At 59.4% G+C, this 24,647-nt stretch carries 21 protein-coding genes, 1 other RNA gene and 1 pseudogene; 8 read left to right on the top strand and 15 right to left on the bottom strand.

Annotation, left to right across the window (positions count from 1 at the left end):
• Positions 1-160: 160 nt before the first annotated feature.
• Complete coding sequence (locus ACQY7R_RS23840) at positions 161-1,990, bottom strand: redoxin domain-containing protein (RefSeq protein ID WP_428308050.1); 1,830 nt, start codon at positions 1,988-1,990, stop codon at positions 161-163.
• A 215-nt stretch (positions 1,991-2,205) separates the two neighbouring features.
• Between ACQY7R_RS23840 and ACQY7R_RS23835 the strand changes: the two genes are divergently transcribed.
• A complete protein-coding gene (locus ACQY7R_RS23835) occupies positions 2,206-3,429 on the top strand; it encodes a DNA cytosine methyltransferase (protein ID WP_428308049.1) in 1,224 nt (407 codons plus the stop codon).
• A gap of 53 nt (positions 3,430-3,482) precedes the next feature.
• Positions 3,483-3,896, top strand: a complete 414-nt coding sequence (locus ACQY7R_RS23830) for a very short patch repair endonuclease (RefSeq protein ID WP_428308048.1) — start codon at positions 3,483-3,485, stop codon at positions 3,894-3,896.
• A gap of 59 nt (positions 3,897-3,955) precedes the next feature.
• Here the strand turns inward: ACQY7R_RS23830 and ACQY7R_RS23825 are convergent, their stop codons facing one another.
• The 5 genes from ACQY7R_RS23825 to metG all read right to left on the bottom strand — a co-directional run bounded on the left by ACQY7R_RS23825 (position 3,956) and on the right by metG (position 9,245).
• Positions 3,956-4,786, bottom strand: a complete 831-nt coding sequence (locus tag ACQY7R_RS23825) for a DNRLRE domain-containing protein (protein WP_428308047.1) — start codon at positions 4,784-4,786, stop codon at positions 3,956-3,958.
• Between the two features lie 107 nt (positions 4,787-4,893).
• A complete protein-coding gene (locus ACQY7R_RS23820) occupies positions 4,894-5,190 on the bottom strand; it encodes a MoaD/ThiS family protein (protein ID WP_428308046.1) in 297 nt (98 codons plus the stop codon).
• Positions 5,191-5,225: 35 nt separating this feature from the next.
• Positions 5,226-6,335, bottom strand: a complete 1,110-nt coding sequence (locus ACQY7R_RS23815) for a WD40/YVTN/BNR-like repeat-containing protein (protein WP_428308045.1) — start codon at positions 6,333-6,335, stop codon at positions 5,226-5,228.
• A gap of 113 nt (positions 6,336-6,448) precedes the next feature.
• A complete protein-coding gene (locus ACQY7R_RS23810) occupies positions 6,449-7,081 on the bottom strand; it encodes a Uma2 family endonuclease (RefSeq protein WP_428308044.1) in 633 nt (210 codons plus the stop codon).
• Between the two features lie 115 nt (positions 7,082-7,196).
• Positions 7,197-9,245, bottom strand: a complete 2,049-nt coding sequence (gene metG / locus ACQY7R_RS23805; RefSeq protein ID WP_428308043.1) for a methionine--tRNA ligase — start codon at positions 9,243-9,245, stop codon at positions 7,197-7,199.
• 759 nt (positions 9,246-10,004) lie between these two features.
• On the opposite strand from metG, the gene ACQY7R_RS23800 reads away from it, so the two are divergent.
• Positions 10,005-11,642, top strand: a complete 1,638-nt coding sequence (locus tag ACQY7R_RS23800; protein WP_428308042.1) for a trypsin-like peptidase domain-containing protein — start codon at positions 10,005-10,007, stop codon at positions 11,640-11,642.
• Between the two features lie 364 nt (positions 11,643-12,006).
• On the top strand, positions 12,007-12,492 hold the full coding sequence (locus ACQY7R_RS23795) for a hypothetical protein (protein ID WP_428308041.1): 486 nt from the start codon (positions 12,007-12,009) through the stop codon (positions 12,490-12,492).
• 115 nt (positions 12,493-12,607) lie between these two features.
• On the opposite strand, the gene ACQY7R_RS23790 is transcribed toward ACQY7R_RS23795, so the two are convergent.
• Positions 12,608-13,072 (bottom strand): RidA family protein, encoded by a 465-nt coding sequence (locus tag ACQY7R_RS23790; RefSeq protein ID WP_428308040.1) that lies wholly within the window; start codon positions 13,070-13,072, stop codon positions 12,608-12,610.
• 133 nt (positions 13,073-13,205) lie between these two features.
• Positions 13,206-13,595 (bottom strand): phosphoribosyl-AMP cyclohydrolase, encoded by a 390-nt coding sequence (hisI, locus tag ACQY7R_RS23785; protein ID WP_428308039.1) that lies wholly within the window; start codon positions 13,593-13,595, stop codon positions 13,206-13,208.
• 267 nt (positions 13,596-13,862) lie between these two features.
• On the opposite strand from hisI, the gene ACQY7R_RS23780 reads away from it, so the two are divergent.
• The 3 genes from ACQY7R_RS23780 to ssrA all read left to right on the top strand — a co-directional run bounded on the left by ACQY7R_RS23780 (position 13,863) and on the right by ssrA (position 16,119).
• The gene (locus ACQY7R_RS23780; RefSeq protein ID WP_428308038.1) at positions 13,863-14,441 is read left to right on the top strand and encodes a glycosyltransferase family 2 protein; all 579 of its coding nucleotides are present in this window, start codon (positions 13,863-13,865) and stop codon (positions 14,439-14,441) included.
• A 544-nt stretch (positions 14,442-14,985) separates the two neighbouring features.
• Positions 14,986-15,528, top strand: a complete 543-nt coding sequence (locus ACQY7R_RS23775) for a helix-turn-helix domain-containing protein (RefSeq protein WP_428308037.1) — start codon at positions 14,986-14,988, stop codon at positions 15,526-15,528.
• Positions 15,529-15,754: 226 nt separating this feature from the next.
• Positions 15,755-16,119, top strand: a transfer-messenger RNA (tmRNA) gene (gene ssrA, locus ACQY7R_RS23770).
• Between the two features lie 254 nt (positions 16,120-16,373).
• Here the strand turns inward: ssrA and ACQY7R_RS23765 are convergent.
• The 7 genes and pseudogenes from ACQY7R_RS23765 to ACQY7R_RS23735 form a co-directional block, all read right to left on the bottom strand.
• Positions 16,374-17,135 (bottom strand): annotated as a pseudogene (locus ACQY7R_RS23765) (tyrosine-type recombinase/integrase); the annotation flags it as partial.
• Positions 17,136-17,456: 321 nt separating this feature from the next.
• Complete coding sequence (locus ACQY7R_RS23760; protein WP_428308036.1) at positions 17,457-17,753, bottom strand: helix-turn-helix transcriptional regulator; 297 nt, start codon at positions 17,751-17,753, stop codon at positions 17,457-17,459.
• Between the two features lie 62 nt (positions 17,754-17,815).
• On the bottom strand, positions 17,816-18,076 hold the full coding sequence (locus ACQY7R_RS23755) for a hypothetical protein (protein ID WP_428308035.1): 261 nt from the start codon (positions 18,074-18,076) through the stop codon (positions 17,816-17,818).
• A 53-nt stretch (positions 18,077-18,129) separates the two neighbouring features.
• A complete protein-coding gene (locus ACQY7R_RS23750) occupies positions 18,130-18,879 on the bottom strand; it encodes a hypothetical protein (protein ID WP_428308034.1) in 750 nt (249 codons plus the stop codon).
• 103 nt (positions 18,880-18,982) lie between these two features.
• The gene (locus ACQY7R_RS23745) at positions 18,983-19,330 is read right to left on the bottom strand and encodes a hypothetical protein (RefSeq protein WP_428308033.1); all 348 of its coding nucleotides are present in this window, start codon (positions 19,328-19,330) and stop codon (positions 18,983-18,985) included.
• A 1,588-nt stretch (positions 19,331-20,918) separates the two neighbouring features.
• Positions 20,919-21,368 (bottom strand): hypothetical protein, encoded by a 450-nt coding sequence (locus ACQY7R_RS23740; protein WP_428308032.1) that lies wholly within the window; start codon positions 21,366-21,368, stop codon positions 20,919-20,921.
• Entirely contained in the window at positions 21,361-22,137 is a 777-nt protein-coding gene (locus ACQY7R_RS23735; protein WP_428308031.1) for an AAA family ATPase, read from the bottom strand. The genes ACQY7R_RS23740 and ACQY7R_RS23735 overlap by 8 nt, the downstream gene beginning before the upstream one ends.
• 944 nt (positions 22,138-23,081) lie before the next feature.
• Here ACQY7R_RS23735 and ACQY7R_RS23730 point away from each other — a divergent pair.
• Positions 23,082-24,515 carry a replication initiator protein A gene (locus ACQY7R_RS23730; protein WP_428308030.1) on the top strand — a complete coding sequence of 478 codons (1,434 nt, stop codon included), beginning with the start codon at positions 23,082-23,084 and terminating at the stop codon, positions 24,513-24,515.
• Positions 24,516-24,647 lie beyond the last annotated feature (132 nt).

The following is a 24,647-nucleotide window of genomic DNA, read 5'->3' as shown; positions in this document are numbered from 1 at the left end:
GCAAATATCGACGCCAAAATTGCCTACGAGGTCGCCCCAATTTAGCTAATTCACCGACAATCACTAGTTGTCGGCGAAGGGAGACTATGCGCTAGCGCGGTCGAGCGTCGCATCGAAGTCGCGACATAAAATGGAGATCAAAATACCCCATTAACGCAATTCACTCGCCGCCCGCGGAAGAAACGGGCGTCTCGGCCGCTTCGCGCTCGGCCTGCAAATTCTGGTTCGCCCGGCTCACCGTCATGCTGCCGAGCATCATCTCGTCCCACGTCTGATCACCCCACCGGACGAACTGCGAAGGATCGGGGTTAAGCGGATTTTCTGCCGAATTGTCGAAGTGCCCCTCAAGCTTCATCACCGTCCCAGCCGGCAAAAACTTCGGCTTCTTCAGCAGGTAAACGATCTGCCAGTTGAAGTCGTACCGCGGCACGTCGAGCAAGATCTCTTCTTTGCCGTCCGGGTAGTGGGCCGTGAAGCGAAACGCCTTGCCGCGGAAGTGCATGTGCGGCGTCAGCGTGTAGAGGTAGGTGTCTTCGTTGAACGTCTTCTCCGCCGCGATCGGATAGTTGGGGTGATTCGGCGGAATCAAAAACTTAAAGTTCATCGCCGCGGCGACGCGAACTTCTTTCTCAACCTTCTTGGGATCGGAGAAGACCACCGCCGCTTCGCTCCGATCGGTCGTCGCTTTGCCGTTGGGCGTGTAGTGAACCTGGAAACCAAGCTTCGAGCCCGCCGGAATTCGCACGGCGTATTTCTCCGGCCCGACGATCGGCGGCATCCCCGGCGCGAACGCTGCGATCGCGTTGTACAGCGGATCTTGCGGACGATGCTTTTCCTGCCCCGGCGGGATATAGAACAGGAACAAATGGTGCACCACTTCCGGATTACCCGGCCGCGCCTCAGCGCCATACACCCATTTATCTTCCGTGAACCCCGGATCCCAAATGAAGTACTTGTACGGCACGGTACCGTTCGCGGGGACTTCGAACTCGACCGGCATCTTGTAAACGGCGTCGGGCTTAGGAAGCTGCCAACCGTCGACGAACGCCCGCGGCGGCGGCATGTCGCTCGGATCGCCCTCGGGCGTGCCGGCGTCGACCCATTTTTGGAACAGCTCTTTTTCTTCGGACGTGAGTCGCGCATCGTTGAGGAACTCGCCATGCGCGGGGTTCGCGCTCCACGGCGGCATGCGGCCGTCGTCGATCACCTCGAGGCACATGTCGGCCCACGCCACCACGTCGTCGTACTTCGTCAGCGTGAACGGCGCGATCTGCCCGTCGCGATGACAAGTAACGCAACGATTTTGCAGCATCGGTGCAATCTGCTTCGCGTAGGTGACGTCGCTCGACGTTTGCTTCGGCTCGCGACGACCGATGAGACAGCCGACCGGCTGCGTCTCCGCCACGGCAACCGGCTTGTCGGCGAGCAGCGACTCGATCGCATCGACAAGTTCAGTCTTCGTCGCACGATCACGAGCGACGCCGACGCCGTACTGGTCGTCAATCCGGCCGCGATAGCGCACGACGCGATCGGCATCGAGCATAAACGCCTCCGGCGTCCGCGTGGCGCCAAACTCGGCGGCAATCTTCGCACCGGGGTCTTTCAGCAACGGAAACTTCACGCCGAACTTCACGCCGTAACCGGCCAGTTCTTGCAGCGTATCTTGCTGATTTGGATTGACGCCCACGAACTGCACGCCGCGCTCGGCGAACTGCTGTTCCATTTCGCCCAGCTTCTGGCCATAGAGCTTCGCGAGCGGACACTCCGTGCCGAGGAAGACCACGACGACGACTGGCTTGTCCTTCCACTCGCTGAGCGAGCGCTTGGCGCCGGCGTGATCGTTAAGCGTGAAGTCGCTGATCCGCGCAGCGGCCATCGGCTTCGCGAGAGACGATGCGGGGGCTTCGCCGAGCGCCGCAGGGACGGCCACCGTCAGCAGCACGCTAACAACCAGACAACAATTGGTTAATAAATTTGCGAGACGCATCATCGCCGAAATCCTTGAGGCGAGCTAAAAACTCGAAGCCGGGGTTTATGTTATCGCACGGGCAAGTTGAAAGCCAACGTTCGGCCTCGCGATTGACGCCGCGCGTACGGCGATCGACTGGCGACGGCGGCCAGTGCAATCGCGAAGCATTTCCCTATAATGCAGCGTCTTGGCCCCGCTATTCGTTACGCATTCGCCGCAGCAAGCAGAAGAGATTTATGGAAGAGGGCCCCGTCGGAAAGGATTTCTGCGAGTTCTTCGCTGGCATCGGCCTCGTCGATGAGGCGTTACGCCGCAGCGGCTGGCAGTGCGGTTACGCCAACGACATCGACGCCAAAAAACGGCAGATGTACGAGGGCAACTACGGCCCGTCGCCTCACTACCACGAGGGCGACGTCTGGCGCGTCGACGAAGTGATCGCCCGCATCCCCGGCCGGCCGTTTCTCGCCACGGCGTCGTTTCCCTGCACCGACATGTCGCTCGCCGGCAAACGCAAAGGCCTGGCGGGCGAACAATCAGGCTCGCTGTTCGGGTTCTTGCAAGTGATCGAACAACTCGCCGAACGCCGCCCCCGCGCGGTGCTGCTGGAAAACGTCCCCGGCTTCCTCACTTCGCACGACGGCCGCGACTTCGCCACCGCCGTGAACGAGCTCGCTGCGCTCGGCTACTGGGTCGACAGCTTCATCATCGACGCTCAGTGGTTCGTCCCGCAAAGCCGCCCGCGAATGTTCCTCGTCGGCTACCAAGCTGACCTCTTATCGCCGCCGCTGGTCGTGAAGCCGAAGAACTCGCGCAGCGAGAGCGCCAACGATCCGTGGCACGCAGCGATTCTCGAAGCGGAAAAACTGCGCCCCGCACGGCTCCGCGCCGCGATGGAAGCGATCGAGCCCGCCACCGGTTGGGCGACCATCGACTGCGGCAACCCAATCGCTTCCCGGCTGACGATCAGCGACGTCATCGAATTCGGCGACGAACAAGCATGGTGGGAACAGGCTGAAGTCGATCGCCACTATGCGATGATGTTCGACCGCCACGCCGAGCAAGTCGAATCGCTGCGTCGGCAGGGCGGGGCGCCGCGTGCGCTCACCGCATTCCGCCGCGTTCGTCTCGGACAGCAGCGAATGGAAGTCCGCTTCGACGGCGTCGCCGGTTGCCTGCGCACCCCGCGCGGCGGCAGTGCCAAGCAAATTATTCTCGCCCTCATCAACGGCGAACTACGGATGCGGTGGATGACGCCCCGCGAGTACGCCCGCCTCCAAGGCGCCGGCGACTACGCGCTGCCGGAAAACACAATCCAAGGCCTCTTCGGCTTCGGCGACGCGGTGTGCGTGCCGGTGATCGAGTGGATCGACCGCCACATGCTAACGCCCGTGTTCGAAGCTTCTGAAGGGTTCAGCGGTCAGGGTTCAGGGTTCAGCAAACACAGAGCGGCCGCATCCTAACTGCCCACTGCTCACAAAACCTGAACCCCGAACCCCAACACCTGAACCCTCCCATGGACCAATTCACCCCCGCCGAACGCAGCCGCGTCATGCGGGCGGTGAAGAGCGGCGACACCACGCCCGAGCTCATCGTCCGCCGACTCGTCCACGGCATGGGATTCCGCTATCGCCTCCACGGCAGCGACCTGCCGGGCAAACCCGACGTCGTCCTGCCGAGGCTCGGCAAAGCGATCTTCATCCACGGCTGCTTCTGGCATCGCCACGCCTGCCCGGCCGGCCAATCCACGCCGGCGACGCGCATCGATTACTGGCAAGCGAAGTTCGACCGCAACGTCACCCGCGACCGATCAAACCTCCGCAAACTCCGCCGCCTCGGCTGGAGCGTGCTCGTGGTGTGGGAATGCCAAACCCGCGTCGCTAAACGCGAAGCGCTCATCAAGCGACTCGAACGCTTTCTAAGCAACTAAAAAAAGCCGCGGCGACCAGCTTGAGGCCGCCACGGCTCGCACGATTCCATGCTTGAACCCTAAGCGTTCAAGTCAACCGTCCGATTCCTACGAGCAACGACCAAGCAACACCCGCTCGCCGCCAGTCCCAGCACAATCGTCCCCGGCTCCGGCACGGTCGCGGTGGCGTAGGTAATCTCCAACTGCGGATGGAACGCCGCGGTCGCGACTTCGCTCGAGTAGAACGTTCGTGCCGTACTCGACGCCGCTTCGCTTTGATTGACGAGCATCCAACCAAAATTGCCGCTCGGGTTCGTGAGCCACGACTGCACGTCGGTGATCATCGCCGCGCTCGTCCAGGTCTTCGCGACGTTCGTTAGCGCGTCGACGAGCAGCGAAGCGCTCGGCGCCGCGAAATCGCCGCCGGGAGTCGTCCAGAGCGACGTGCCGTGGAAGTTTGAGTTCCACGTCGCATCGCCATTGCCGGCAACGGCGCCTTGGCCCTGGCCGCCGACGTTGTCGGTTGGCGGCGATTGCTGCAGCGTCGTCCCTTCACCCCAATTCTTCGTGAGCCGACGCAAGTCGATCGTCACGTTCGTGGGCGAGTTGCCGCCGTCGCCGCCGCCGCTGCCGGCGACGCTCGCCAGCGTGAGGTGTAGCTTCACATCTTGAATGATCGCCCCCGCGGGCAGGGCGCCCGCAATGTCGAACGCAATCGCCCCCCGTCGCGGAGAACTCTGAGCATTCGTGCCGGCAATCAACCCGTTGCCGGCGCCGCTGCTGTTGCCGACGTTGTTCTGGAAAATCGACGCATCTTTGCTGGCGCCGAGCACGATCGTCGCGGCCTGCGAGAGTGGCGCCGTCGCCAGGGATACGCACAGGGCCAACAACGCGAAACAACGAACCTTCATCACAAACTCCTTCAAGCTAGGCCGCGACGTGAGCAAGTCGCCACGGCAGTGAAGGATCAAGCGATGGGCTGAGCGAACTGCAACGCAGAATTCTGAGAGTGGACGCCCTAACCGCCGGCGATGGCGCCGACGACCATGAACGGTTCGACGCCCGCAGCGACGGGGGAGGGGAGCGGTTCATCAGGCGAGTGATGCGAAACGTCTTCGTTGCAAGCGAAGAACCGCAGAAATGCCCGCCGCTGCTGCGTACCATGCTCGCGAATCGTGCCGCGGAGCATCGGGTAGCGGGCTTCGAGCGCGTCGAGAATCGTCCGCTGCGTCGGCGCCCCTTCGACAGCGACCTCAACTTCGCCGTCAACGCGGGCGAGCGTTCGCAAATGCAGCGGCAAGATCACGCGAACCATGACAATCTGCGCGGCGCACAAACGCCGCCGCTGCGTTAGAGAGTTTGAACTTCCACCGAAGTGACCGCCGGCAAATCGCGCACGATCGCCGACCACGTGTCGCCGCCATCGGGCGAGGCGTAAACCTGCCCGCCAGTGGTGCCGAAGTAAACGCCGCACGGATCGCAGCGATCGACCGCCATCGCGTCGCGCAGCACGTTGACGTAGCAATCTTGCTGCGGCAGGCCGTTGGTGAGCGCCTCCCACTCGCCGCCGCCGGTGCGGCTGCGATAGACCCGCAGCTTCCCCTCCGGCGGGTAATGCTCCGAGTCGCTCTTGATCGGCACGACGTAAATCGTCTCCGGCTCGTGAGCGTGCACGTCGATCGGAAAACCAAAGTCGCTCGGCAGGTTGCCGCTCACCTCGCGCCACAAGTCGCCGGCGTTGTCGCTCCGCATGACGTCCCAGTGCTTTTGCATGAACAGCACGTCCGGCCGCGAGGGATGGAACGCAATGCGATGGACGCAGTGGCCGATCTCGGCGTTGGGGTCGGGAATGTATTCCGAGCGCAGCCCCTGATTGATCGGCCGCCACGTGAGGCCGCCGTCGTCGGTGCGAAAGGCGCCCGCCGCGGAGATCGCAATAAAGATCCGCAGCGGGTTCTGCGGATCGAGCAAAATCGTGTGGAGGCACATCCCGCCGGCGCCCGGCTGCCACTTCGGCCCCTGGCACGCCCGCAGGCCGGGCAGTTCTTGCCACGATTGTCCGCCGTCGCGCGAACGAAAGATCGCCGCATCCTCAACGCCGGCATACACCTCGTCCGCATCGGTGAGCGACGGCTCCAGATGCCAAACCCGTTTGAACTCCCACAGATGGGGCGTCCCGTCGTACCACTGATGCGTGCCGGGGTCGCCCTCGTAGGCAAACTGATTGCCGACCGGCTCCCACGTCTGGCCGCCGTCGCTCGAACGCTGGATCACCTGTCCGAACCAACTGCTCGATTGCGAGGCGTAGATCCGGTTCGGATCGACCGGCGAGCCCTTCATGTGGTAGATCTCCCACCCGCCGAAGTGGGGCCCCGAGACGTCCCACTTCCGCCGCTGGCCGTCGGACGTGAGGATGAACGCCCCCTTGCGCGTGCCGACAAGAACCCGAACGCCGCTCATGATGAGAACTCCATGAAGAGTCGAAGCGATGCAGGGAAAACAAAAAGCCCCGATCTTCGATCGGGGTCTTTCGCGTGATTCGCAGTGTAGCCGACGCCCCAGGAAGGAGTCATCTAGACATTCGCCGCGTCAAAAGCGGCCTTCACGTCGACGGCGAATCCGTGCAAGACATGCGAAGCGGCCGCCTCGCCTTCGCGAAAAACGCCGTGCCGCTCGTACTTCGCCTTCGCGGCGTCGAGTCGCAGCACGATAATCTCCCGCTTTTCTGGATCGACGATCCAGTATTCTGGGATGCCGGCCTCGACGTAGTCGAGCACTTTCTGCTGGTGGTCCCGCTGGCGGCTCGCATCGTCGGCGCTGACGACTTCCATCACGAGATCAGCGCCTGACCAATAGCGATTGCTACGCCGGCTGTAATTCTCTTTGGAAATGTAAACCACGTCGGGTTCGCGGATTTTGTTCGGACGAACGCGAACTCGCAGGCCCATGAACAGCGCCAACCCCGAATCCGACTTCGCGACGAAGGCACGCAACGCATCGAACAAGAAGAGCAAGATTAACTGGTGAGCTTCAGTCGGCATCGTCAGAAACTCCAACCGGCCGTCAGTAAACTCGATGAGCCGATTTGTCGAATCAGTCAGCTCAAGATAGTCCTCTTCAGTCCAATCGCCCTGCGATGGGTAGAGCGTGGCAATATCCCATACGGGTTCAAGGCCATCGAAATTCGTGACTGGCAAGGAGGACATATGCGGCGCGTTCTCAAAAAACGACCTGAACCCTACACAGTTATTCTAGCTTCTCGCACTTCCCGCAGGCAAACAGCCCGCGGCAAGCGTGCCGCGGGCTAAAACAGACTTCGCGCTAGTGCAACCGATGCCCAGGCTTCGCGCCCGAATCAGGCGTCAGCAAATACGCCTCCGTCCCGCCGCCCGCCGCGGCGATCATTCCTTCGCTCACGCCGAACTTCATCGTCCGCGGCGCCAGATTCGCCACGCACACGACCAATCGGCCAACGAGTTGCTCCGGCTCGTAGAATGCCTTGATGCCGGCGAAGACTTGCTTCGTCACACCGCCGCCGAGGCTCAGCTGTAGCTTCAGTAGCTTGCGGGCATCGGGAACCTCTTCCGCCGAGATGATGCGGGCGACACGGAGGTCGACCTTCGCGAAATCGTCGATCGTGCATTCCGGCGCGAGCGGCTCGGCGGCGAGGGCGTCGCCCGAGTCGTTCCACTTGTCGACGGCAGCAGCCGGAGCGGCAGGAGTGGCAGCGGCAGCTTCTTCTTTGCTTTCTTCGATCATCGCGAGCAGGTCCTTTTCTTCAACGCGCTGGAGCATGTGGGTGAACTTGGCAACGGGCGTGCCGACCAGCGGCGTCGCAGCTTGCTTCCAAGAGGTAATCGGATCATTGAGCAACTCGCCCGTCTGCTGCGCGAGCTTCGGCAACACCGGGGCGAGGTAGATGGCAAGTTGGCGGAACAAGTTGAGCGCGATCGTGCAGACGTTCTGCAAACGCTCGGCATTCGCAGGATCTTTCCGCAGTTCCCATGGCTTGTTCTCTTCGACGAACGGATTCGCCCGGTCGGCGAGCGCCACGATCAGCCGCATCGCTTTGTTGAAATCGCACTCTTCGTACGCGGCGGCAATCTCATCCCCCGCGGCGGCGGCCGCAACGAACAGCCCGCCGTCGTCGGGATACTTCGCCGACAGGCCCGTCTTCTCGACGAACTTCGCCGTCCGGCTCGCAAGGTTGACCACCTTGTTCACGAGATCGGTATTCACCTTCGCGATGAACTCGTCGATCGCCATGTCGAGATCGTCGACCCGCGACGACAGCTTCGTCGCGTAGAAGTACCGCAAGTACGATGGGTCAAGGTGATTTAAATAGGTGCGAGCGCGGACGAACGTCCCTTTGCTCTTCGACATCTTCTCGCCGTCGACGGTGAGAAAACCATGGATGTGCACCTTCGCCGGCAAGCTGAAGCCGGCCGTCTTGAGCATCCCGGGCCAAAAGAGCGTGTGGAAGTAAGTAATGTCCTTGCCGATGAAGTGGTGCACCTCGCAATCGGGCGACTTCCACCAATCGTCGAGCTTCTGGCCGTTCCGCTTGCACCACTGCCAGGTGCTGGCGATGTAGCCGATCGGCGCATCGAACCAGACGTACCAGTAGTTGCCGGGGCTGTCGGGAATCTCGAAGCCGAAGTAGGGCGCCGGCCGCGAGATGTCCCAATCGCGGAGCGGATCGCCGAGGAAGTGCCCCTGCAGGTAGTTGGCAATCTCCGGCTGGAGGTGATCGCCCGATTGCGTCCACTCGGCAAGGAAGCCATGCAGCTTTTCGAGTTCGATGAACAGATGGAGCGCCGACCGCACTTCCGGCTTCGCCCCAGTCAGAGTGCTCACCGGATCGATCAGTTCGATCGGCGTGTAGTGTTGCCCGCACACGCTGCAGTTGTCGCCCGGCTGATCGGGCGACTTACACTTGGGGCAGGTGCCGCGGACGAACCGGTCGGCCAGGAACGTCCCCGCCTGCGGATCGAACAACTGCTCGACCGACTCCTCCTTCACGAGGTTCGCCTTACGAATCGCCGCCCAAATCTCATGGCAGAGCGCGCGGTTTTCTTCGCTATGGGTGCTCCCATAGTTGTCGAACTCGATGCCGAAGCCGGCGAAGTCTTGCTCGTGGGCCGCTTGCATGTCGGCGATCACCTCTTCCTCGCTCCGGCCTTCTTGCCGCGCGCGAATCATGATCGCCGTGCCGTGCGTATCGTCGGCGCACATGTAGCGGCAGTCGTTCCCGAACAGCTTCTGGAAGCGCACCCAGATGTCGGTCTGGATGTACTCGACCAGATGGCCAATATGAATGTGGCCGTTGGCGTAGGGGAGGGCGGAGGTGACAAGCAGGCGACGGGGCATGGCGGGAAGGGTGGTGATCGGTGACTGGTGATCCGTGATCGGCGAAATCAAAACGCTTACGAACAATTCATCTCAAACTAGCCGGACCGCCGCGCGGTCCAGTTAGGACCCTCGCGACAGTTCGCAGCAACGCACTGCTAGCACTCGAGGCGTTTGCAAGAAGCGGCCATTCTACCGGCGACGGCGACCGCTCGGGAGTCCACGCCGCGCGATCCGTTTCACTGGGAAAACAGAGCCTTTTCCCGCATCGCTGGTTCACGCCGCCGCGGCTCGCGCGGCTCACGGCACGCGATATGCAATTTGATCCCTGCGAATCGACTCCTCGCCGCTAGCATCCTCGCGGCAACGAGCAGAAACCCCGGCAACGCTGGTGAATCGCCGCAATCTCGCGGACGCTCGCCAATGGTTGCCCTTGTAAGAATTACGAATCTTGGACAAATTGGCCCGCGCGGTGGAGGCAAGAGCTCCCGCCGCGCTGAAACGGCCACACTGACGTACTCCCAAAACTGACAGGCTGCCAATCTGCCTGCGACCGTGAAAAGGATTTTCACTCGCACGCAATGTGGTTGGCGCCGACAGGTCGACCGGACGACACGGAAGTAGTCGCGCGTTGACGCCGTCGCCTCGCAGGCAACCATCGCCTGCGGACGCGACGAGCCTCTGCACGCGGCCCGCGCTTCCTGCCGCCCCGACCTGCCACGACACTGCGGACGAGTTCACGCTCAACCGCCCTGACCGAAGCATCCATGGAGGGAAGCAATGGTCTGGCTGCGTACACTTGCTCTCACGCTCATCGTTTCACTTGCCAGCGCTCAGGCGCTCGCGGAAACGGTGCTCATCGAATTCACCACGCAAAACTGCGGCCCCTGCGCGCGGATGCGTCCCGTGATCCAACGCCTCGCCGCGGAAGGCTACGCCGTTCGCCAGGTCGATGCGACGAGCCAGCCGCAAGCGTGCGATCAATATCACGCTGATCGGTTCCCGACGTTCCTGGTGTTCGTCGATGGCAAGGAATACGCCCGCCTCGTCGGCGGCACGACGCACGAGCAACTTGTGGAAATGATCCACAAGGCGACGGCGATTGCGGCCCAGCAGCCGCAGACGCCCAGCACGCCGCTGCAGACCACGCAAGCGCCGATGTCGCTCGTTGGCAATGCGCCGGAAGCGGCCAACCCGTTCGCCCAGATGCAGCAGCCGCAGCCGGGACGCGTGACGACGCTCGGCAGCGCCACGTCGTCGCCGACGACGACAACAGTCGCCTCGCATGTCGCGAATCCCTTCGGCGCCCAAGCCGCCCCCGCAGCCAGCGCCCCGCAAACGCCGCAAGGCATCGGCGGATCAGGTCCGCTCGTCAACTCGACGGTGCGCCTGACCATCGCCGACGCCGCCGGCCAGAGCACCGGCACCGGCACAGTGATCGACTCCCGCAGCGGCAAAGCGCTCATCCTCACCTGCGGCCACCTGTTCCGCGAGTCGAAAGGGCAGGGCCCCGTGCAAATCACGCTCTTCCGCGCGGGCTCTAATGGCGCCGAGCCGGCCGGTTCCGCTCAGGGGCAAGTGATCGACTTCGATCTCGACCGCGATCTCGCGCTCCTCGTGTTTGAAACCGGGAACCTGCAAGTCGCAGTGACGCCGGTCGCTCCGCGGCAAACGCCACTCGCCGTCGAAGCGCCGGTGACGAGCGTCGGCTGCGGCCATGGCAACAATCCGACTCCCTGGGAGAGCCGCATTACTGCGGTGAATCGCTACCAAGGCCACCCGAACGTCGAGGTCGCTCGCGCTCCGGAAGAAGGCCGCAGCGGCGGCGGATTGTTCAACGCCGCTGGCCAACTGATCGGCGTCTGCTTCGCCGCCGACCCGCAAGGGAACGAAGGACTCTACGCGTCGATCGATTCGATTTACCAAAAGCTCGACGCTCTGCAACTCACCGCGACGCTGCAGACTCCGGCCAACGGCGCGCCGCTGCCGCAGTCGGCGCCTGTGACCCCGCAACTGGCAGCGGCTCCCGCGCCCGCACCGATGGCCGTCGCTCCACAACTGGCGGCCGCGCCATCGCCAGCCCCGGCGCCGTTTGAAGTCCGCGGCCAAAATGCCTCGGGCCCGCCAACCAGCGAGCCGAATGCCGCGAATCCATTCGCCTCCGCCGCACCGATGCAGTCCGCGGCAGTCGACGCCGGCAGCCTGTCGACCGACGAGCGGGCTGCGATCCAAGAGATGGGCCGCCGCGGCGGCGACTCGGAAGTGATCATGATCATCCGCCGCAAAGATGGCTCGGGGCAGAGCGAGATCCTCACGCTCGATTCGGCCTCGCCCGAGTTCATCCGCACCGTGCAACAAAGCAAGCAGCCCTCGACGGCAAACATCGCCACGCAACCCGGCGACTCGCTCCTCCGCTAGCCCCGGGCTCCGCCCGGGGGTCGCTCACCATGCCGATGGAACGCCGCCCCTAATTCACACCAACCCCCGGGCGGAGCCCGGGGCTAGAAGCGCGGCAACGAACTGCGGTGCGCTCTCGCCGGCACATCCGTCACAACCCAACCGGCACCTTACCCAACCATCCGCCGATCGGCCCGCTGCCGCCGGCCTGCCGGTGCATACTCCCGTGCGTGACTTACGATTACGACGCAGGGAGAGTTGCGGCAAACCTCCGCGCTGAAATCAGCGGGGCAGGCGCGCCATGCTCGACCTGTAGCAATGTTGGGACGAAGCGGTCGACACTGACCTCTTACCGGCGCTGCTCACGCCGGAGGTCGCACCGGTCATGCTTGCATTCTTAATTGGCACCACCATCCTGAACCTGTTCCTCGGCTACGCGCTAGCGGTCTACCTCATGCGCGCGTCGCAGGATGCGGAGTACCGCCCGCAGCCACGGCCCGCGGATCGTTCAGGCATGAGTGAACAAGCGTCCGGCCTGTTCGCCGACGCTGCAACATCATCGGCGAACTCCCTCCCAACAGCGACCGTCAACCAAGCCGCAACGACCGCTGCCGCAGGCGGGACCACGGCTGAGCAGGCCGCCTCGGGGCAAACGCCAAGCGCCAGCGCAGCATCCGCAACTGCCGGAGCCGCCTCGACCACTGCCACGGCTGGGACCGGCGAAGAGAGCATCGCCCGTTCAGACGGCGCGGAAGAGCTCGACCAACAACTCCTCGCCGGCATCGCCGACTTCCGCAGCCAACTCGCGAAGCTCCGCTCCGAAACCGGCCAGCCCGAAGAAGGCAAACGCCGTCCCGTGGCTCGGAAGTAATAGAGCGCCTCACGCGCCCTAGCCCCGGGCTCCGCCCGGGGGTCGCCCACCACTCCGATGGAACGCCGCCTCTACTTCACGCCCCCCGGGCGGAGCCCGGGGCTAGGAATGCGAGTCAGCTCACCAGCTCAAAAATCGCCTCAATCTCCACCGACATCCCAGCGGGCAGCGACGTGGCGCCCACCGCACTCCGAGCAGCAATCCCGCACTCTTCGCCAAACACATCGCGCATCAGTTCGCTAAACCCATTGATCACCGCGGGATGATCAACCAGTTCCGGCGTCGCTTGTACGAGCCCGAACGTCTTCACCAACCGGGCGATCCGGTCGAGGCTGCCGCAATGCTTCTTCAACGACGCGAGGATGGCGAGGCCCGTCTGCCGCGCCGCCTGGTACCCCGCGGCCACGTCCATATCGGCGCCGATGCGGCCCTTGATCAGCGTCCCATCCGCCTGCAACGGCCCATGGCCCGAGAGATAGAGCAGCCCGTTGATCTCCACGATCGGCTTGTAGACGCCAATCGCCTTCGGAGCCGGCGGCAGTTCCAAATTCAACGCAGCAAAACGGGCTTCGAAACTCACGGCACTCTCCGGTTAGTTAACGAATTCGTTGGCCGCCAGAAGGCACAGAACACGCAAAAGAGAAGTGCGAGGAATTCGTCCCACACCTCAGTCTTTCTTTTGCGTCCTTATGCGTCTCTTCGCGGCTAAGCAATTAATTCTTCTTGTCTTTGTAAACGCCCCGCGGGTCGACCAGCGGTTGGCCCACTACTTCCCATGCTCCCCCCGCCTCGCGGCGGAAGAAGCAGCTCTCAAACCCCTCGTGGCAAGCGGCGCCGGTCTGGTCGACTTTCAGCAGCACGGCGTCGCCGTCGCAGTCGATGAAAATCTCCCGCACCTGCTGCACATGGCCGCTCTCTTCGCCCTTGCGCCACAGCCGATTGCGGCTGCGGCTAAAGTAGCAGGCTCGGCGGGTGGCGACCGTTTCGTCCCACGCCTCGCGGTTCATGTGGGCGAGCATCAGCACCTTGCCGGTCGCGGCGTCTTGCACGACCGCCGTCACGAGCCCGTCGGCCTTGCTGAAATTCGGAAGATCGTGAGACACGGCAGGCTCGCTCGCGGCCGCACGCCGCAGGGGAGGGGAGTCGTCCAGGGATGATCCATCCCAGGATACCGGTCCCAACCGGCAGGCGTCTACGCACGGAGGGGCCATTCGCCCTCGGCGCCGGTCGTCGTCGGCACGACCCGTGCGGCTGGCAACTTAGGCCCAACGCGCGCGTTGGCCGATCTGGTGCAGGCCGTTCCGCCAGTCGCCGATGGAAAAGAACAGGTCCTGCGGCCTCTCCCACGTTCGCCCCGACGGAGCCCTCCCTTGAACCAACCCGTCACGATTGTCCTGCCGGTCCACAACGCCGAGCGCACCCTCCGCTGCTCGCTGCTGGGGTTGATGGAGTTAGCCGAGACGACCGGCCGCCGGCTGCAGGTGGCGGTGGTGGACGACGGTTCGACCGACGCGACGTATGAAGTCGCCTGCGAACTGGCGAGCGAGTTCCCGCAGCTCCACGTCTTGCGGCAGCCCTACCAACGGGGCCTCGGTTCGGCGCTCGAGCAAGTCCGCTCGCGCCTCGGCGTCACCGACGTCGTCGCCCACAACGGGGTGGGGGAGATCGACCATCAAGAGCTGCTCGCCATCATCAGCGGCGCACCGCAAGCGCGTCCCGCCGCCGCGGCCGTCGACAACCGCGGCACGCGCCGGACGGCTGCATTGCCGGCGCTCAGCGCCCGCATTGCCGAGTCGCAACGCGCCGGCGGCGCCTTCCGCTGGCTGCGGATCGACGAACCCGCCGCCCCGCGCCGCATGCGTCCCGGCACGCCCGTCCTCGGCGCCGCGCTCGATGGTTTGATGCCTGCGATGAACTCGTTCGGCATCCCCTCCGCAGGCCGGAAATAGCGGGGTTTCGCGGCCTGAGCGCATTGCCCCTCCCACGCCGCGAATTGTCCACAAGCTTTGTCAGACAACCAGAAATTCTTTTCAATCGTCTTACCAAAGACGCTCGCCAGCGGTCAAAAAAATTGATCGCATCGTCCTCAAGCACTTGCACTGACGGCTGCTGCCATTCGTAGCGGGCACTAGCGGCGGAGTGCGTCTTTCCGCCACTTGTTTCCCCCCTATAGCGGGCCTACGATAAGGGTGCATTGAAGAGAGTTGTGCCGGCCAGCTGGCTCTCTTCGCTCGACGGTCGCCAGGGCAAGAACCTTACTCGGCTGGTAGGTTTGGCGGCTGTCCCAACAGGCGTCTCGCATCGCACTGATTGCGGCGAGTCAGCATTCTATTCTTATGCCGACTTTTTGCTTCCTCGTTCCATACCCCAGCAGTGGCGTTGCGCTTGGATGCGCGTGGGCGTTGCCGCTCCGGTCGAACAAGTGAAGCACCAGGACACCCCTTCTCTGAACCTCGCCGGCTATTCTCGTCGGCGAGTGGAGGCGCCCCAGCGATGAGTACCGTGGAATACAACTTCAATCTTGGCGGTTTTCACTCTCCAGCCCCGTCGCCGATCGTCCCTCAGACGACCGGAACGCGGCGACAACTCCACCGCATCTGCGACGTGCGACAAGAACAAGGAGTTTCGATCCGCTCAGCCGCGCGTCGGTTGGGCATTTCCATGCAAGAAGTCCGCGAGCAGGAGAACCCTTGCCATGACCTGCCGCTGTCACAGCTTTCCCGCTGGCAAGAAGTGCTCGAAGTGCCGCTCGCAGACCTGCTCGTCGACAGCTCCGGCCCGTTGTCGGAACCGGTGAACCAGCGAGCCCGCATGCTCCGTGTGATGAAGACCGTGAAGGCCATCTCCGAATCGGCAACCGATGCGCCGATCCAGCGCCTCGCCGCGATGCTGATCACCCAACTCGTCGAGGTGATGCCGGAACTGAAAGAAGTCTCGGCCTGGCACACGGTCGGCCAACGCCGGACCCAAGACGAAATGGGCCGGATCATCGAGCGGACAATCCCCGACAGCTTCTTCGGCGATTCGTCTTATTGACTGCGATTGCCGCCAAGGCGCGAGGTTTTCTTGGTTGGGACTCGTGCCTTGGCGGCGCCATTTTCTCCTCGCTCGAACTTTTCTCACCGCAGAGCGGCCCGGCCACACTGCCCACTGCCCACTGGCAGCTTTTGGTCCGTTTCCCCTGCTCGCGGCCAATACCTCACTATCCCCCGCCGCCCAGCCGAATATAATCTCTGAAGTTCACCGGCTACGGCCGCATATCGGGGGCGAACAGGTTTCGACCGGATAGGCGAAGCGTCGGCGGCGTGTCGTGGTTGATCAGTTGGCCACGTTAAAAGCTGATCACAATCTTCAATTGCTGAAGGTTCCTACGCTTTGGCTGCCTAGTTAAATAGGCATCCCGGACTAAGGACTGACGTCGGGTCGGTCCGGACGTCCGTCACCAATCCCGACTAGTCGCACGGCAAACGTTGGATACACGTGCGGCGAAATAAAGTTTCCGACTAGCGACCACGGAGCCCTGTCGACGAGGCGCCGTGCGAGCGAAATCAATTTCATCGACTACACACGTAGAAGTTGCCGTGGAGATATCTCGGGACGCGGGTTCGATTCCCGCCGCCTCCACTTTGCAGGGGATGGTGACACGAGTCGCCATCCCCTGCCTGATTCTGCCGCGAAGTGTCGAAGCTGCGTGATTCTTCGGTGCTATTAGAAGTTCTGCTTTCCGCTTCTTTGTGCCAGCGAGCGTCACGTCGTGACGCGTCAGTATCTGTCGGGTGACCGGCGGTGCGACAAATATGCTGACTGGCCTCGTTGCTAGTACCGGGCACTTGCATTGCCGACAAGGCCTTCGCCTGGTCATCCAATCCGACATGTGTGTACCGCATCGTCATCTTCACGTCCGTGTGACGTGCCAAAGTCCTTGCATCAGTGATCGACGCGCCACTGCGGAACAGCGCTGTTATGTAGGTGTGGCGACCACTCGCATGAAAATCGGCGATGCCGTCGGATGTTTGGTAAGCGATGCCGACACGTTCAAGGTCCTTTTTGACCATTAGCCAGGTCTTTCGACGGTCGAGTTTTGGAAAGAGATTGTCTGTGGGCTTCATGCAACTCGTCCACTCGCGGAGCATTTTAACTAGCTCGGGATGCAACGGTAAAACATCTTTGCGTCTATGTTTAGAAGCGATGGCTTCGACCGTAACAGTGGGCGGACTGCGATCGAACGCAAAGCTGCGAAGGGTTAGGCTGGCCATTTCCGCTCTTCTAAGCCCGGTGAAGCATGAGAACATGTAAATGCGAGCTCGCTCTTCTCCCGAATACCCTTGGATAGATTTTGAACTGTTGCGGGCGGAATCAAGTAGTTTGCAAAATTCGTCGGGCGTAAGAGCGCGCCGCGGATGCCGCACGTCTACTTCTGTATTCAGTCGCACAAGGCCGGAAATCGGGTTGGAAGACAATCGGGTCGTCGTGACGGCCCAATTGCAAAATGAGTCAAATGCTTGGAGATAGTGGTTGAAAGTCTTGTGACCGATACTCTCGCTTATCTGTAATGACCGCACAAACCGTCGCACTGCTTCAGCGTCGATGGATCCCAATGTACTGAATTCACATCCGGAAACGATTCTTCGAACTCGTCCCATAGTCAACTTGACGTGCTTCTCCGTATTACTTTTTAAACTCTCGTGAAAAGCAGTTAGTTGCAACTCGATAGGTAATTTCCGCTGTGCAGCAAGTTTCTCCTGGATAGGATCGATGAGGCCGGACGTTCGCAATCGCACATTGTCTTCTAGCTGAGCAGCGAGCTGCTCTGTCAGTCGCCGATCGGTGAAGCCTTTCTTACGCTGACGTTTCCCAAACTCGTTTGTGAACTCGATCCAGTAAGTAGCGTTCCGCTTGCTCTTTTCGCGGGGGAGCTTGAATATTGAGGCCATGCTTGCGAACTCCAAGAACAGTTTGTTTGACTAACTCTTATCGCCTTCTTGCGGGTAACCTAAAATCCAAGCTTCAATTTCTTTTCGCCGCCATCGAATACTGCTCCCTATTCTAATCTCTTTGGGAAGATGGCCAGCGGCCTTCATTCGAAAAATCTGCCGCGTCGACAAACGCAATAAAATGGCAACGTCATCTATAGTCATGAGAAGAGATGACGTCTCGTCAGGCGAAGAGAAGCCTTTGCTATCTGCTGAACTGGACTGTTTCGTAGGTCCACGGGCGCTGGCGGGGCTATCCTCGAAATTGACATTTGGATTCTTGCGCATTTCTGTAACCTCTGATAACACCGGTGTTGTGAATAATCGCTGAGACGCGTCTACAGTTACGTTCACTCGGTTGCTCTATCGCGACCTTTCTCGAAGAACGTTGACTCCTTCTGAGTAGTAAGGTCGTCCTCTTCCATCCGCTCCTTCAGCCACTGGAGTTGCTGACGTGTTAGATGCGATTCACAGCAGGCGAGAGATATCCGAATCATTTCATGATGCTCTGACTCATTGCTGCTACCGCCCTGCGTGCGGAGAGAAAGCAATGTCGAGAGCGTGCGGCACAATCTGTTCATTTCAACCGTCCTTTCTTTTTGTTGAATCATAGAAAGCTACGTGGCGTTAAGTTCGTACTTGAAATACATCAGTACACATCCGGCTACGGGCCAAAAACAAATTCGTCCGGCAACAGCGTCATCTTCTGTTGCGCAAATGGACGCTGTTGAAGTGGCAGATACCCCGACTCTCCCTTCCTGATGATCCGTCCCGCCGGATTGCGCCGGAGCGGGCCGAAGTTCACCCAAGAGTTTTGCGCGCGGGTTTCAGACGTCATTGCGCGTCGAGCAGAATCGCTGAACATTGAGCTGTGGCAAAGCCATGCATTCTCTTCACCAATCGGACCAAAGTTGAATTCTCCGATGACATGTCCGAAAATGTCGTGAATTGCACGAAACAAATCGTTTATGCATAAATCGCTTCCGTTCGAGATGATGCCAGACGGCCAGTGGCAAGCATGGTCGCTGGTGTCTGCCGACACGTTTGTCGAATCTCCGAAGCCATTAGACGTGCGGAAGAAGTACAAATGCCGATTTGCATCGACGTCATCCATCATTTGGCCAGAGCTGTCATAGGGCTGCTTTTCGAAAGGCCATGGCTCTAGGTGAATACCCGCAGCTATTACGAAATTCCACTGAAGAACACACTCGGCAGCAAACTGCTTGTATGCTGCGGCCACTGACGAGTCATTTGGCGAATGAGTCGCCGCTTCCCAAATATCAGCGATTGCTATAGCGGTCTCAGCATTTACTGACTGCACTCTGCGCAAGCGGCGACCGGAATCGGCCCCGAGATGTATAGCGCGATACTCATATGCGAGATCGCACAGTTCGCGCGAGACGACCCTGGACATGGCTGTGGTTCGCTAGCGAACCGACGGCGTCCAGGCTTTGCCAGGTACTCATCGGAGGAAAAAATAATGAGCCGCCCCTTAGGGGCATGCGTCTAATTGCCTTTCAACGTCCTTCGAGGATGCGATAAGTTGTGACAACGGCAATCCGCACCGACCTCGCATTGCTAGACGGTGTTACGTCGACTTCGATCTCGCCGTGCCCTGTTTCGACTTTGGTCAACAATTCGCCCCACTTCCGCTTGTCACAGCTCCCAAGCGACTTCAACTGCTTCAGCTGATCGTCATCGAGGCAATAGGTCGTGCGTTCTGGACAGCAAATAGTGACACTCAGCTGCTTGTTGTTGCGATTCCGACATAATTTAATTCGCAAAAGTCCACCTTGGGATTCGATTCGCTGGTAGGCCCGAGTCAATGCGATATGAAGTTCAAAGGCGCTGTCAGACATATCCATGTTTCTGTCCTTCGAGAATTGATGGGCCTCGGACTCCGCTAGCGTGCACGGTGCGTTCGCGCAGAATTGCATACAACACCGATATGGTTTAAGGTATATAGGCGAGGCCCTCGGCTCAGGTTTTGCGAACGGTTACCCAATCGCATTCCGGCCACGAAAGAAGTGCTGCATGCACGCCAGTTGCCTAGGCGTATTAGCCTCTCGTTGAACCTCTATTGCGTTTAGCGATGCTAGTCGTTGATGCCCTCTCCCAGGGCGGTACTGACTCGCGCAACTTGTTTCCCAGGTTACGCGTTTACTTCGATCGAGTGCCTGTTTCGCGTCAACGATTCAGGCCCAAGGTTTTTGACCGCGGGCCTCGCACTTTGGCGAACCCGAAGTCGGCGACTTTTTTCCATTCAATATCAGCGTAATTGCACTTTGCCGTCTTACAGATGTCATCCGCGGATCTTTTTTGGATGACCGGGGGGCCCGCGATCATGCCCGGGGATATGCCCCCCCCTTCCGCTTGGTTACAATGTCCACCGAACCAGAGGATCAAGCATGCCTACATCGTGGAACCCAGATAGCGGAGCAAGGTCCGCTTTAGACTTTTACCGACTCGTTTACCGGCACTCTCAGCGACAGCTGTACGAGTTGCTTGTTAGCGAATTGACAGATGGCGATTCGAGGATCAGTTTCGAGCACTTCAAGAGGCGCGTTCTTCGCGGGTACGACACCAACGATGACATTAAAGCCGCAGCTGCTCGCGCCCTTAAGGAAGACATTAGTACATTGTTTCCGAACGCCAAGTCGCCAGCTGTCGACGCGTCTTGGTCCTGCAACACCAGATTTTGGCTAAGCCAAGTTGGATCGCCGCTCCATGGGCCTGATGAAGTCCCATTTCAGAATTTTAAGCCAGGCGACCTCAACCGGTCGCCGATCGAAAGCATTTGGACGGAACTCGGAGAAGCGTCGCTAAGCGTGTCGCGTCTCGACGGCGGGCGGAAGGACCTGGGCGACGTGCTAAAAGTCAAATATCGTTGTAGCGGTAAGGCGACAGCTTCATACATTGGCGTCCATCCGCAGGACCGTCTCCCTAGATCACCTCTGAACCAGCAGTGGATATGCTTTCAGGCACGGTGCACTAGTAAATCGAAAACGGAACCGGTGCTCACTATCCGCGTTTCGGACAGGCATCATTATCAGTGGCAGTTTGCTCCCAGTGAGCTACGTTTTCGATCCCTAAGACCTCAGGCAACTAGATACACCAACTTTTATTTTCGACTAGATGATCATGCGTCATGGAATTTGATGTGGCCGCCACCACACCCTCCTAAAAGACCAGACTTCACTACAATAACAAGAATAGCGATAGAGTTTGGTTTTGGATCGAAGTTGATCGCTTCATCGAAGGGTTCAGCTGAGATCGAAGTAAAAAATCTTTGCCTTTGTTCGTCAGATACATTCATACCGCAATTAAAGGCGAATCAGAAGCGAAGTGATTTCAGGCTGTCACCGGTGTCGCAATAGCGAGCAATTCGCACCGATCGCAGGTTGGCCCGCCAATCCTTTTATCTGCTGATCGCAGATGAACGTCATGCGTTCCTTACTCGTCGATACCTTCATCCTGTCCGCGGCCATATCCGTTCTTGCGAAACCAATCGGCAAGCGCTTCGTCGATAATCGCTTGCCCGGTGTGGGGCGACTTCTTCTTCAGTTCCTGCCGTAAGCAGGCGATCTTGAGCTGGCCGATAGTTTCGAGTCGGAGGCGGGTCGTCACACTTTTCCAGACTTCTTCCCGTTGAACCACGGGAGTATGCCGAGAGCGACTTGAAGGCTGACGGCGCGCTGGAGTATTCACGGTAATTGAATCAGAATCAGTCGGCCTCGGACTTGATACTGGCGGCTCTGCTTGCTGGTCCCCTGCGATTTTGAAGATTGCCGGTCGATCATCGCCCCTTTTTTGCCGAAGCACCTGAAGCACATCACCCACTTCGGCGTCGATGTTTTCGTTCAGCGAGGCCAAGTCATTGCCAAAATCAGGTTGCTTATTCATTGGCCGCGATCCTGTCTGATAAGCGTCCCGCCATGAGTTCAACGAACAAGGCCTCCATGTCCATGGCGCCACCGGCATACTTCGGCGCTGTCTCCCGCGTAACTGCCGAATCGCATGATTCCGCTATCGCATCGAGCCAGCGAAGCTCGCTTTCCGCGACGCGAAATCCTGAAGTTCGCAGTTGTTTTTTCAAAGTGGCAGTTCTTCGGCTCCTCTTGTTGACCTTGTTCAATACTAGAACGGTTTCCGGCTTCCCTTCTCTAACGGTTTGGGAGAGGCGAATTGTTTTGAGGGCATCTTTCAACGCGCGAACGCAAAGCGCTGTTGGTTCCAGGGGCAGTACTGCGAGGTCGGCGAGCATGGTGACGGCGTTTGCCGCTCCCCCTTCCGCGCCCGGAGCGTCGGCGATCACAAAATCATGCGCGGCCATCAGTTCATTGCGAGCCGTCTGGATGGCATCACTGTCGCTGGTGACGCGGACGGTGATTCCCGGTTCGGCGTTTCGCATCCATTCGGAGGATGATCCTTGCGGATCGGTATCGAGCAAAGCGACCCGGTAACCGCGGTCAAAGAGCCAGATGGCGAGATGGCAGGAGAGCGTGCTTTTGCCGACTCCCCCTTTAGTGTTGGTGAATGTAATGAACATGTTTTCGAGCCTCGCACGAAGATTGCCAGCCTGGCAAGACATTATTTGCAAGCGGCACTGGCTGGCATGTTCAGACTGGCCGACAATGCTTCGCCGGATTGATAGGCGTTCGTGGCTGGCCATGCTGGCCAAGCCAACATGGCCAGCAAATCCAGCCAAAGCACTGTCGAAGCCTCAATTGGTGTTACGTACTGCTTCGCAACGTCACCGTAAACCAGCGAGGTTCGTCGTCACACGGCGATCTTCGTAAATGGGTCCTTAGATAAGGCATCGATCCGTTCGCCGAGCAGAAGGAGAATCTGCGGCTCGCCGGAAATATCGTTTTTGAAGGTTAGGCATCGGAACTGCAAACAGATAACTGTCGGATCCTGCCACAGTATCAACCAGCCGCTGATCATCCGCCGTCAGCGGACGCGTCGTTACGGCTTAGGAAAGTGCGTCACGCTACGACATACGAAGCCGCGCTCGCTTTTTACAGACATGCGAAATGTTCCTTGCCACGAACTCGTAGATCGTCAGACGCACGCTTTCGGACTGACAGGCCGTGCTCTTTCAAGCATGCTTTATTTGTTTCGGACATCCAAGGTTATATCGAAGATGCTTCACAGCTGCGCATTAACGATGCACCAATCATCCGTACGTTAAGCCCTTAGAGGGAAGGCGTGCAGGATTTCCTTGCGAACTGCGGTGAAATGAAGCAGAGTTCCTGAGCTGCGCGATCGTCCGCTTGGATCAACTAGAGTGAATCAAGACAGGGAATTGCCTAGAACCTCAAAAAGCGGACGTTTTGGCTCACTACGGTGAACTGAGACAGGCGACTACGGTGAACCGAGACAGAATTACGCTGCCAACTACAGGGAAACGAAACAGGCTACTAGCGTGAAATGAAGCAGGGACTAAAGGGAAACGAGACAGTAAATCTCCTCGCTCTAAGGTGAAATGAGACAGAAAAAACAAGCGTAACTATTCGATAAAAAAAGGCTTTTCAAGGGTGTAACTCTTGTGTTAATAACTTTAAGTAACTTGCAACAACAGAGGACTGTTGTTGCTTTCTTTGAAGGGAATGGATGGAAGATGCTAATCGCAATGACTCACTGTTAACGAAAGCACCGCTGCCATTCGATCTCGATGACGGTCGTGACGAACTGAATCTCGCCGAGTTCCCGCTGGCGGCAATCGCCGACCGAGTTCCTGATAATCAGAAAACGCTCGTCTTTGAGGATCGCATCTTCGATTCGGGTCGGTCCGAAATGATCACGCGGCGGCTCACAATCTCAGCGTCTGACAAGTACGGATTGCCGACTTCACTCGATGACGAAGTGATCCTCGGGCTCATTCAATTGACGAAGCAGAATCGCTTCACCGAACGAAAAGTGAACTTCAGTCGATACCAACTCATCCAAATCTTGGGTTGGCGCCACGAGGGACGGAGTTACGATCGCCTGGAAAAGTCTCTCAAGCGTTGGCTTGGCGTCACGCTCTACTACGACAAGGCATGGTGGGATAAGGACGAGCAAACCTGGGTCGACGAAAACTTTCATATCCTGGAGCAAGTCACTCTCTACGATCAAGAGCGAAGGTTGAAGCGATTGCGCAGCAGCAACTCCGAGCCCCCACTTTCATCTTTCGCCTGGAACGAAGTCGTCTTTCGTAGTTTCAAGTCGGGATACTTGAAGGCAATCGATCTCGGACTCTTCCGACAACTTGAGTATGCGGCAGCGAAACGGATGTACCGTTTTCTCGACAAACGGTTCTATCACAAGTCTCGTTGGGAATTCGATCTCGCAGAGTTTGCCTGCGAGCACATTGGCGTCAGCCGCAACTATGACACTGGTCAACTGAAACGGAGACTTCAGCCTGCAATCGATGAGCTCGAAACCGTGGGCTTCCTCGAAACGATGCCGGTGGCGCAGCGATACGTGAAAATCGGCCGCGGCCAATGGAAGATTGTCTTTATCAAGAAAGCGGTTCCGCAAGTTGAGCTACTCGGCAAGGAAGAATCTCAATCGATTAAGAGACTAGCGGATCGCGGTGTGACGCCGTCCGTCGCTGCGGAACTTGTACGAGAGTTTCCGGTAGAATTGATCGAGATGCAAATGGAGGTGCTCGATCGCTTGCTTGAGAAGAAAGACCGCGAGTCAATCCGAAATCCCGCCGGATATTTGGTGAAGTCAATTCGGGAAGGATATGCTCCGCCCAAGAAGCAACTTCAACCGATGCCCGCTGTAGTCACAGAGATGCCACGAAATAGTTCGCCCATTGAGAAGGCGGCGCCTGATCAATCAGCAGTCGATGCGTACCTCCTGGCATTAACGCCAACGGAACTCGCCGAGCTCGAAGAGACGATGCTTGAGCATGTCGGCGCAACTCTTGCGGAAGGCTATCTAAGGTCCAAACAAGCGAAGACCTCTGCCTTCTCGGTCTACCGCCGCATGGTACTAGAGCGAGGCGCTAGGCAATTCCTTGCTACTCAGTGCAAAGCAGAAAAGTCCGCTGCATAGCCACTTTCTTCTTCCTTCGTCGGCCTGTCATCGTTTGGGGTGTCACCCTGCCGGGGCCCTAAATGATGATAGGTCGCAAGAAGGAAGACTCTTCAATTTCCGATTCCCTCACAGTCCCAAAATCTTCCTTTG

This window comes from Lacipirellula sp. (genome assembly GCF_965279485.1).
Classification (GTDB): Bacteria; Planctomycetota; Planctomycetia; order Pirellulales; family Lacipirellulaceae; genus Lacipirellula.
The sequence above is the reverse complement of the archived record's forward strand: the minus strand, read 5'-3'. Positions and strand labels throughout refer to the sequence as shown.

Excerpts from the sequence above, each read along its gene's own strand:
- ACQY7R_RS23730 (WP_428308030.1), top strand. The coding sequence starts at position 23,082 with ATGGAAGATGCTAATCGCAATGACTCACTGTTAACGAAAGCACCGCTG.
- ACQY7R_RS23810 (WP_428308044.1), bottom strand. The coding sequence starts at position 7,081 with ATGTCCTCCTTGCCAGTCACGAATTTCGATGGCCTTGAACCCGTATGG.
- ACQY7R_RS23775 (WP_428308037.1), top strand. The coding sequence starts at position 14,986 with ATGAGTACCGTGGAATACAACTTCAATCTTGGCGGTTTTCACTCTCCA.
- ACQY7R_RS23800 (WP_428308042.1), top strand. The coding sequence starts at position 10,005 with ATGGTCTGGCTGCGTACACTTGCTCTCACGCTCATCGTTTCACTTGCC.
- ACQY7R_RS23820 (WP_428308046.1), bottom strand. The coding sequence starts at position 5,190 with ATGGTTCGCGTGATCTTGCCGCTGCATTTGCGAACGCTCGCCCGCGTT.
- ACQY7R_RS23835 (WP_428308049.1), top strand. The coding sequence starts at position 2,206 with ATGGAAGAGGGCCCCGTCGGAAAGGATTTCTGCGAGTTCTTCGCTGGC.
- ACQY7R_RS23825 (WP_428308047.1), bottom strand. The coding sequence starts at position 4,786 with ATGAAGGTTCGTTGTTTCGCGTTGTTGGCCCTGTGCGTATCCCTGGCG.
- ACQY7R_RS23795 (WP_428308041.1), top strand. The coding sequence starts at position 12,007 with ATGCTTGCATTCTTAATTGGCACCACCATCCTGAACCTGTTCCTCGGC.
- ACQY7R_RS23760 (WP_428308036.1), bottom strand. The coding sequence starts at position 17,753 with ATGCGCAAGAATCCAAATGTCAATTTCGAGGATAGCCCCGCCAGCGCC.
- ACQY7R_RS23840 (WP_428308050.1), bottom strand. The coding sequence starts at position 1,990 with ATGATGCGTCTCGCAAATTTATTAACCAATTGTTGTCTGGTTGTTAGC.
- metG (WP_428308043.1), bottom strand. The coding sequence starts at position 9,245 with ATGCCCCGTCGCCTGCTTGTCACCTCCGCCCTCCCCTACGCCAACGGC.
- ACQY7R_RS23815 (WP_428308045.1), bottom strand. The coding sequence starts at position 6,335 with ATGAGCGGCGTTCGGGTTCTTGTCGGCACGCGCAAGGGGGCGTTCATC.
- ACQY7R_RS23740 (WP_428308032.1), bottom strand. The coding sequence starts at position 21,368 with ATGAATAAGCAACCTGATTTTGGCAATGACTTGGCCTCGCTGAACGAA.
- ACQY7R_RS23745 (WP_428308033.1), bottom strand. The coding sequence starts at position 19,330 with ATGGATATGTCTGACAGCGCCTTTGAACTTCATATCGCATTGACTCGG.
- ACQY7R_RS23830 (WP_428308048.1), top strand. The coding sequence starts at position 3,483 with ATGGACCAATTCACCCCCGCCGAACGCAGCCGCGTCATGCGGGCGGTG.
- ACQY7R_RS23735 (WP_428308031.1), bottom strand. The coding sequence starts at position 22,137 with ATGGCCAGCCACGAACGCCTATCAATCCGGCGAAGCATTGTCGGCCAG.
- ACQY7R_RS23755 (WP_428308035.1), bottom strand. The coding sequence starts at position 18,076 with ATGATTCAACAAAAAGAAAGGACGGTTGAAATGAACAGATTGTGCCGC.
- ACQY7R_RS23750 (WP_428308034.1), bottom strand. The coding sequence starts at position 18,879 with ATGTCCAGGGTCGTCTCGCGCGAACTGTGCGATCTCGCATATGAGTAT.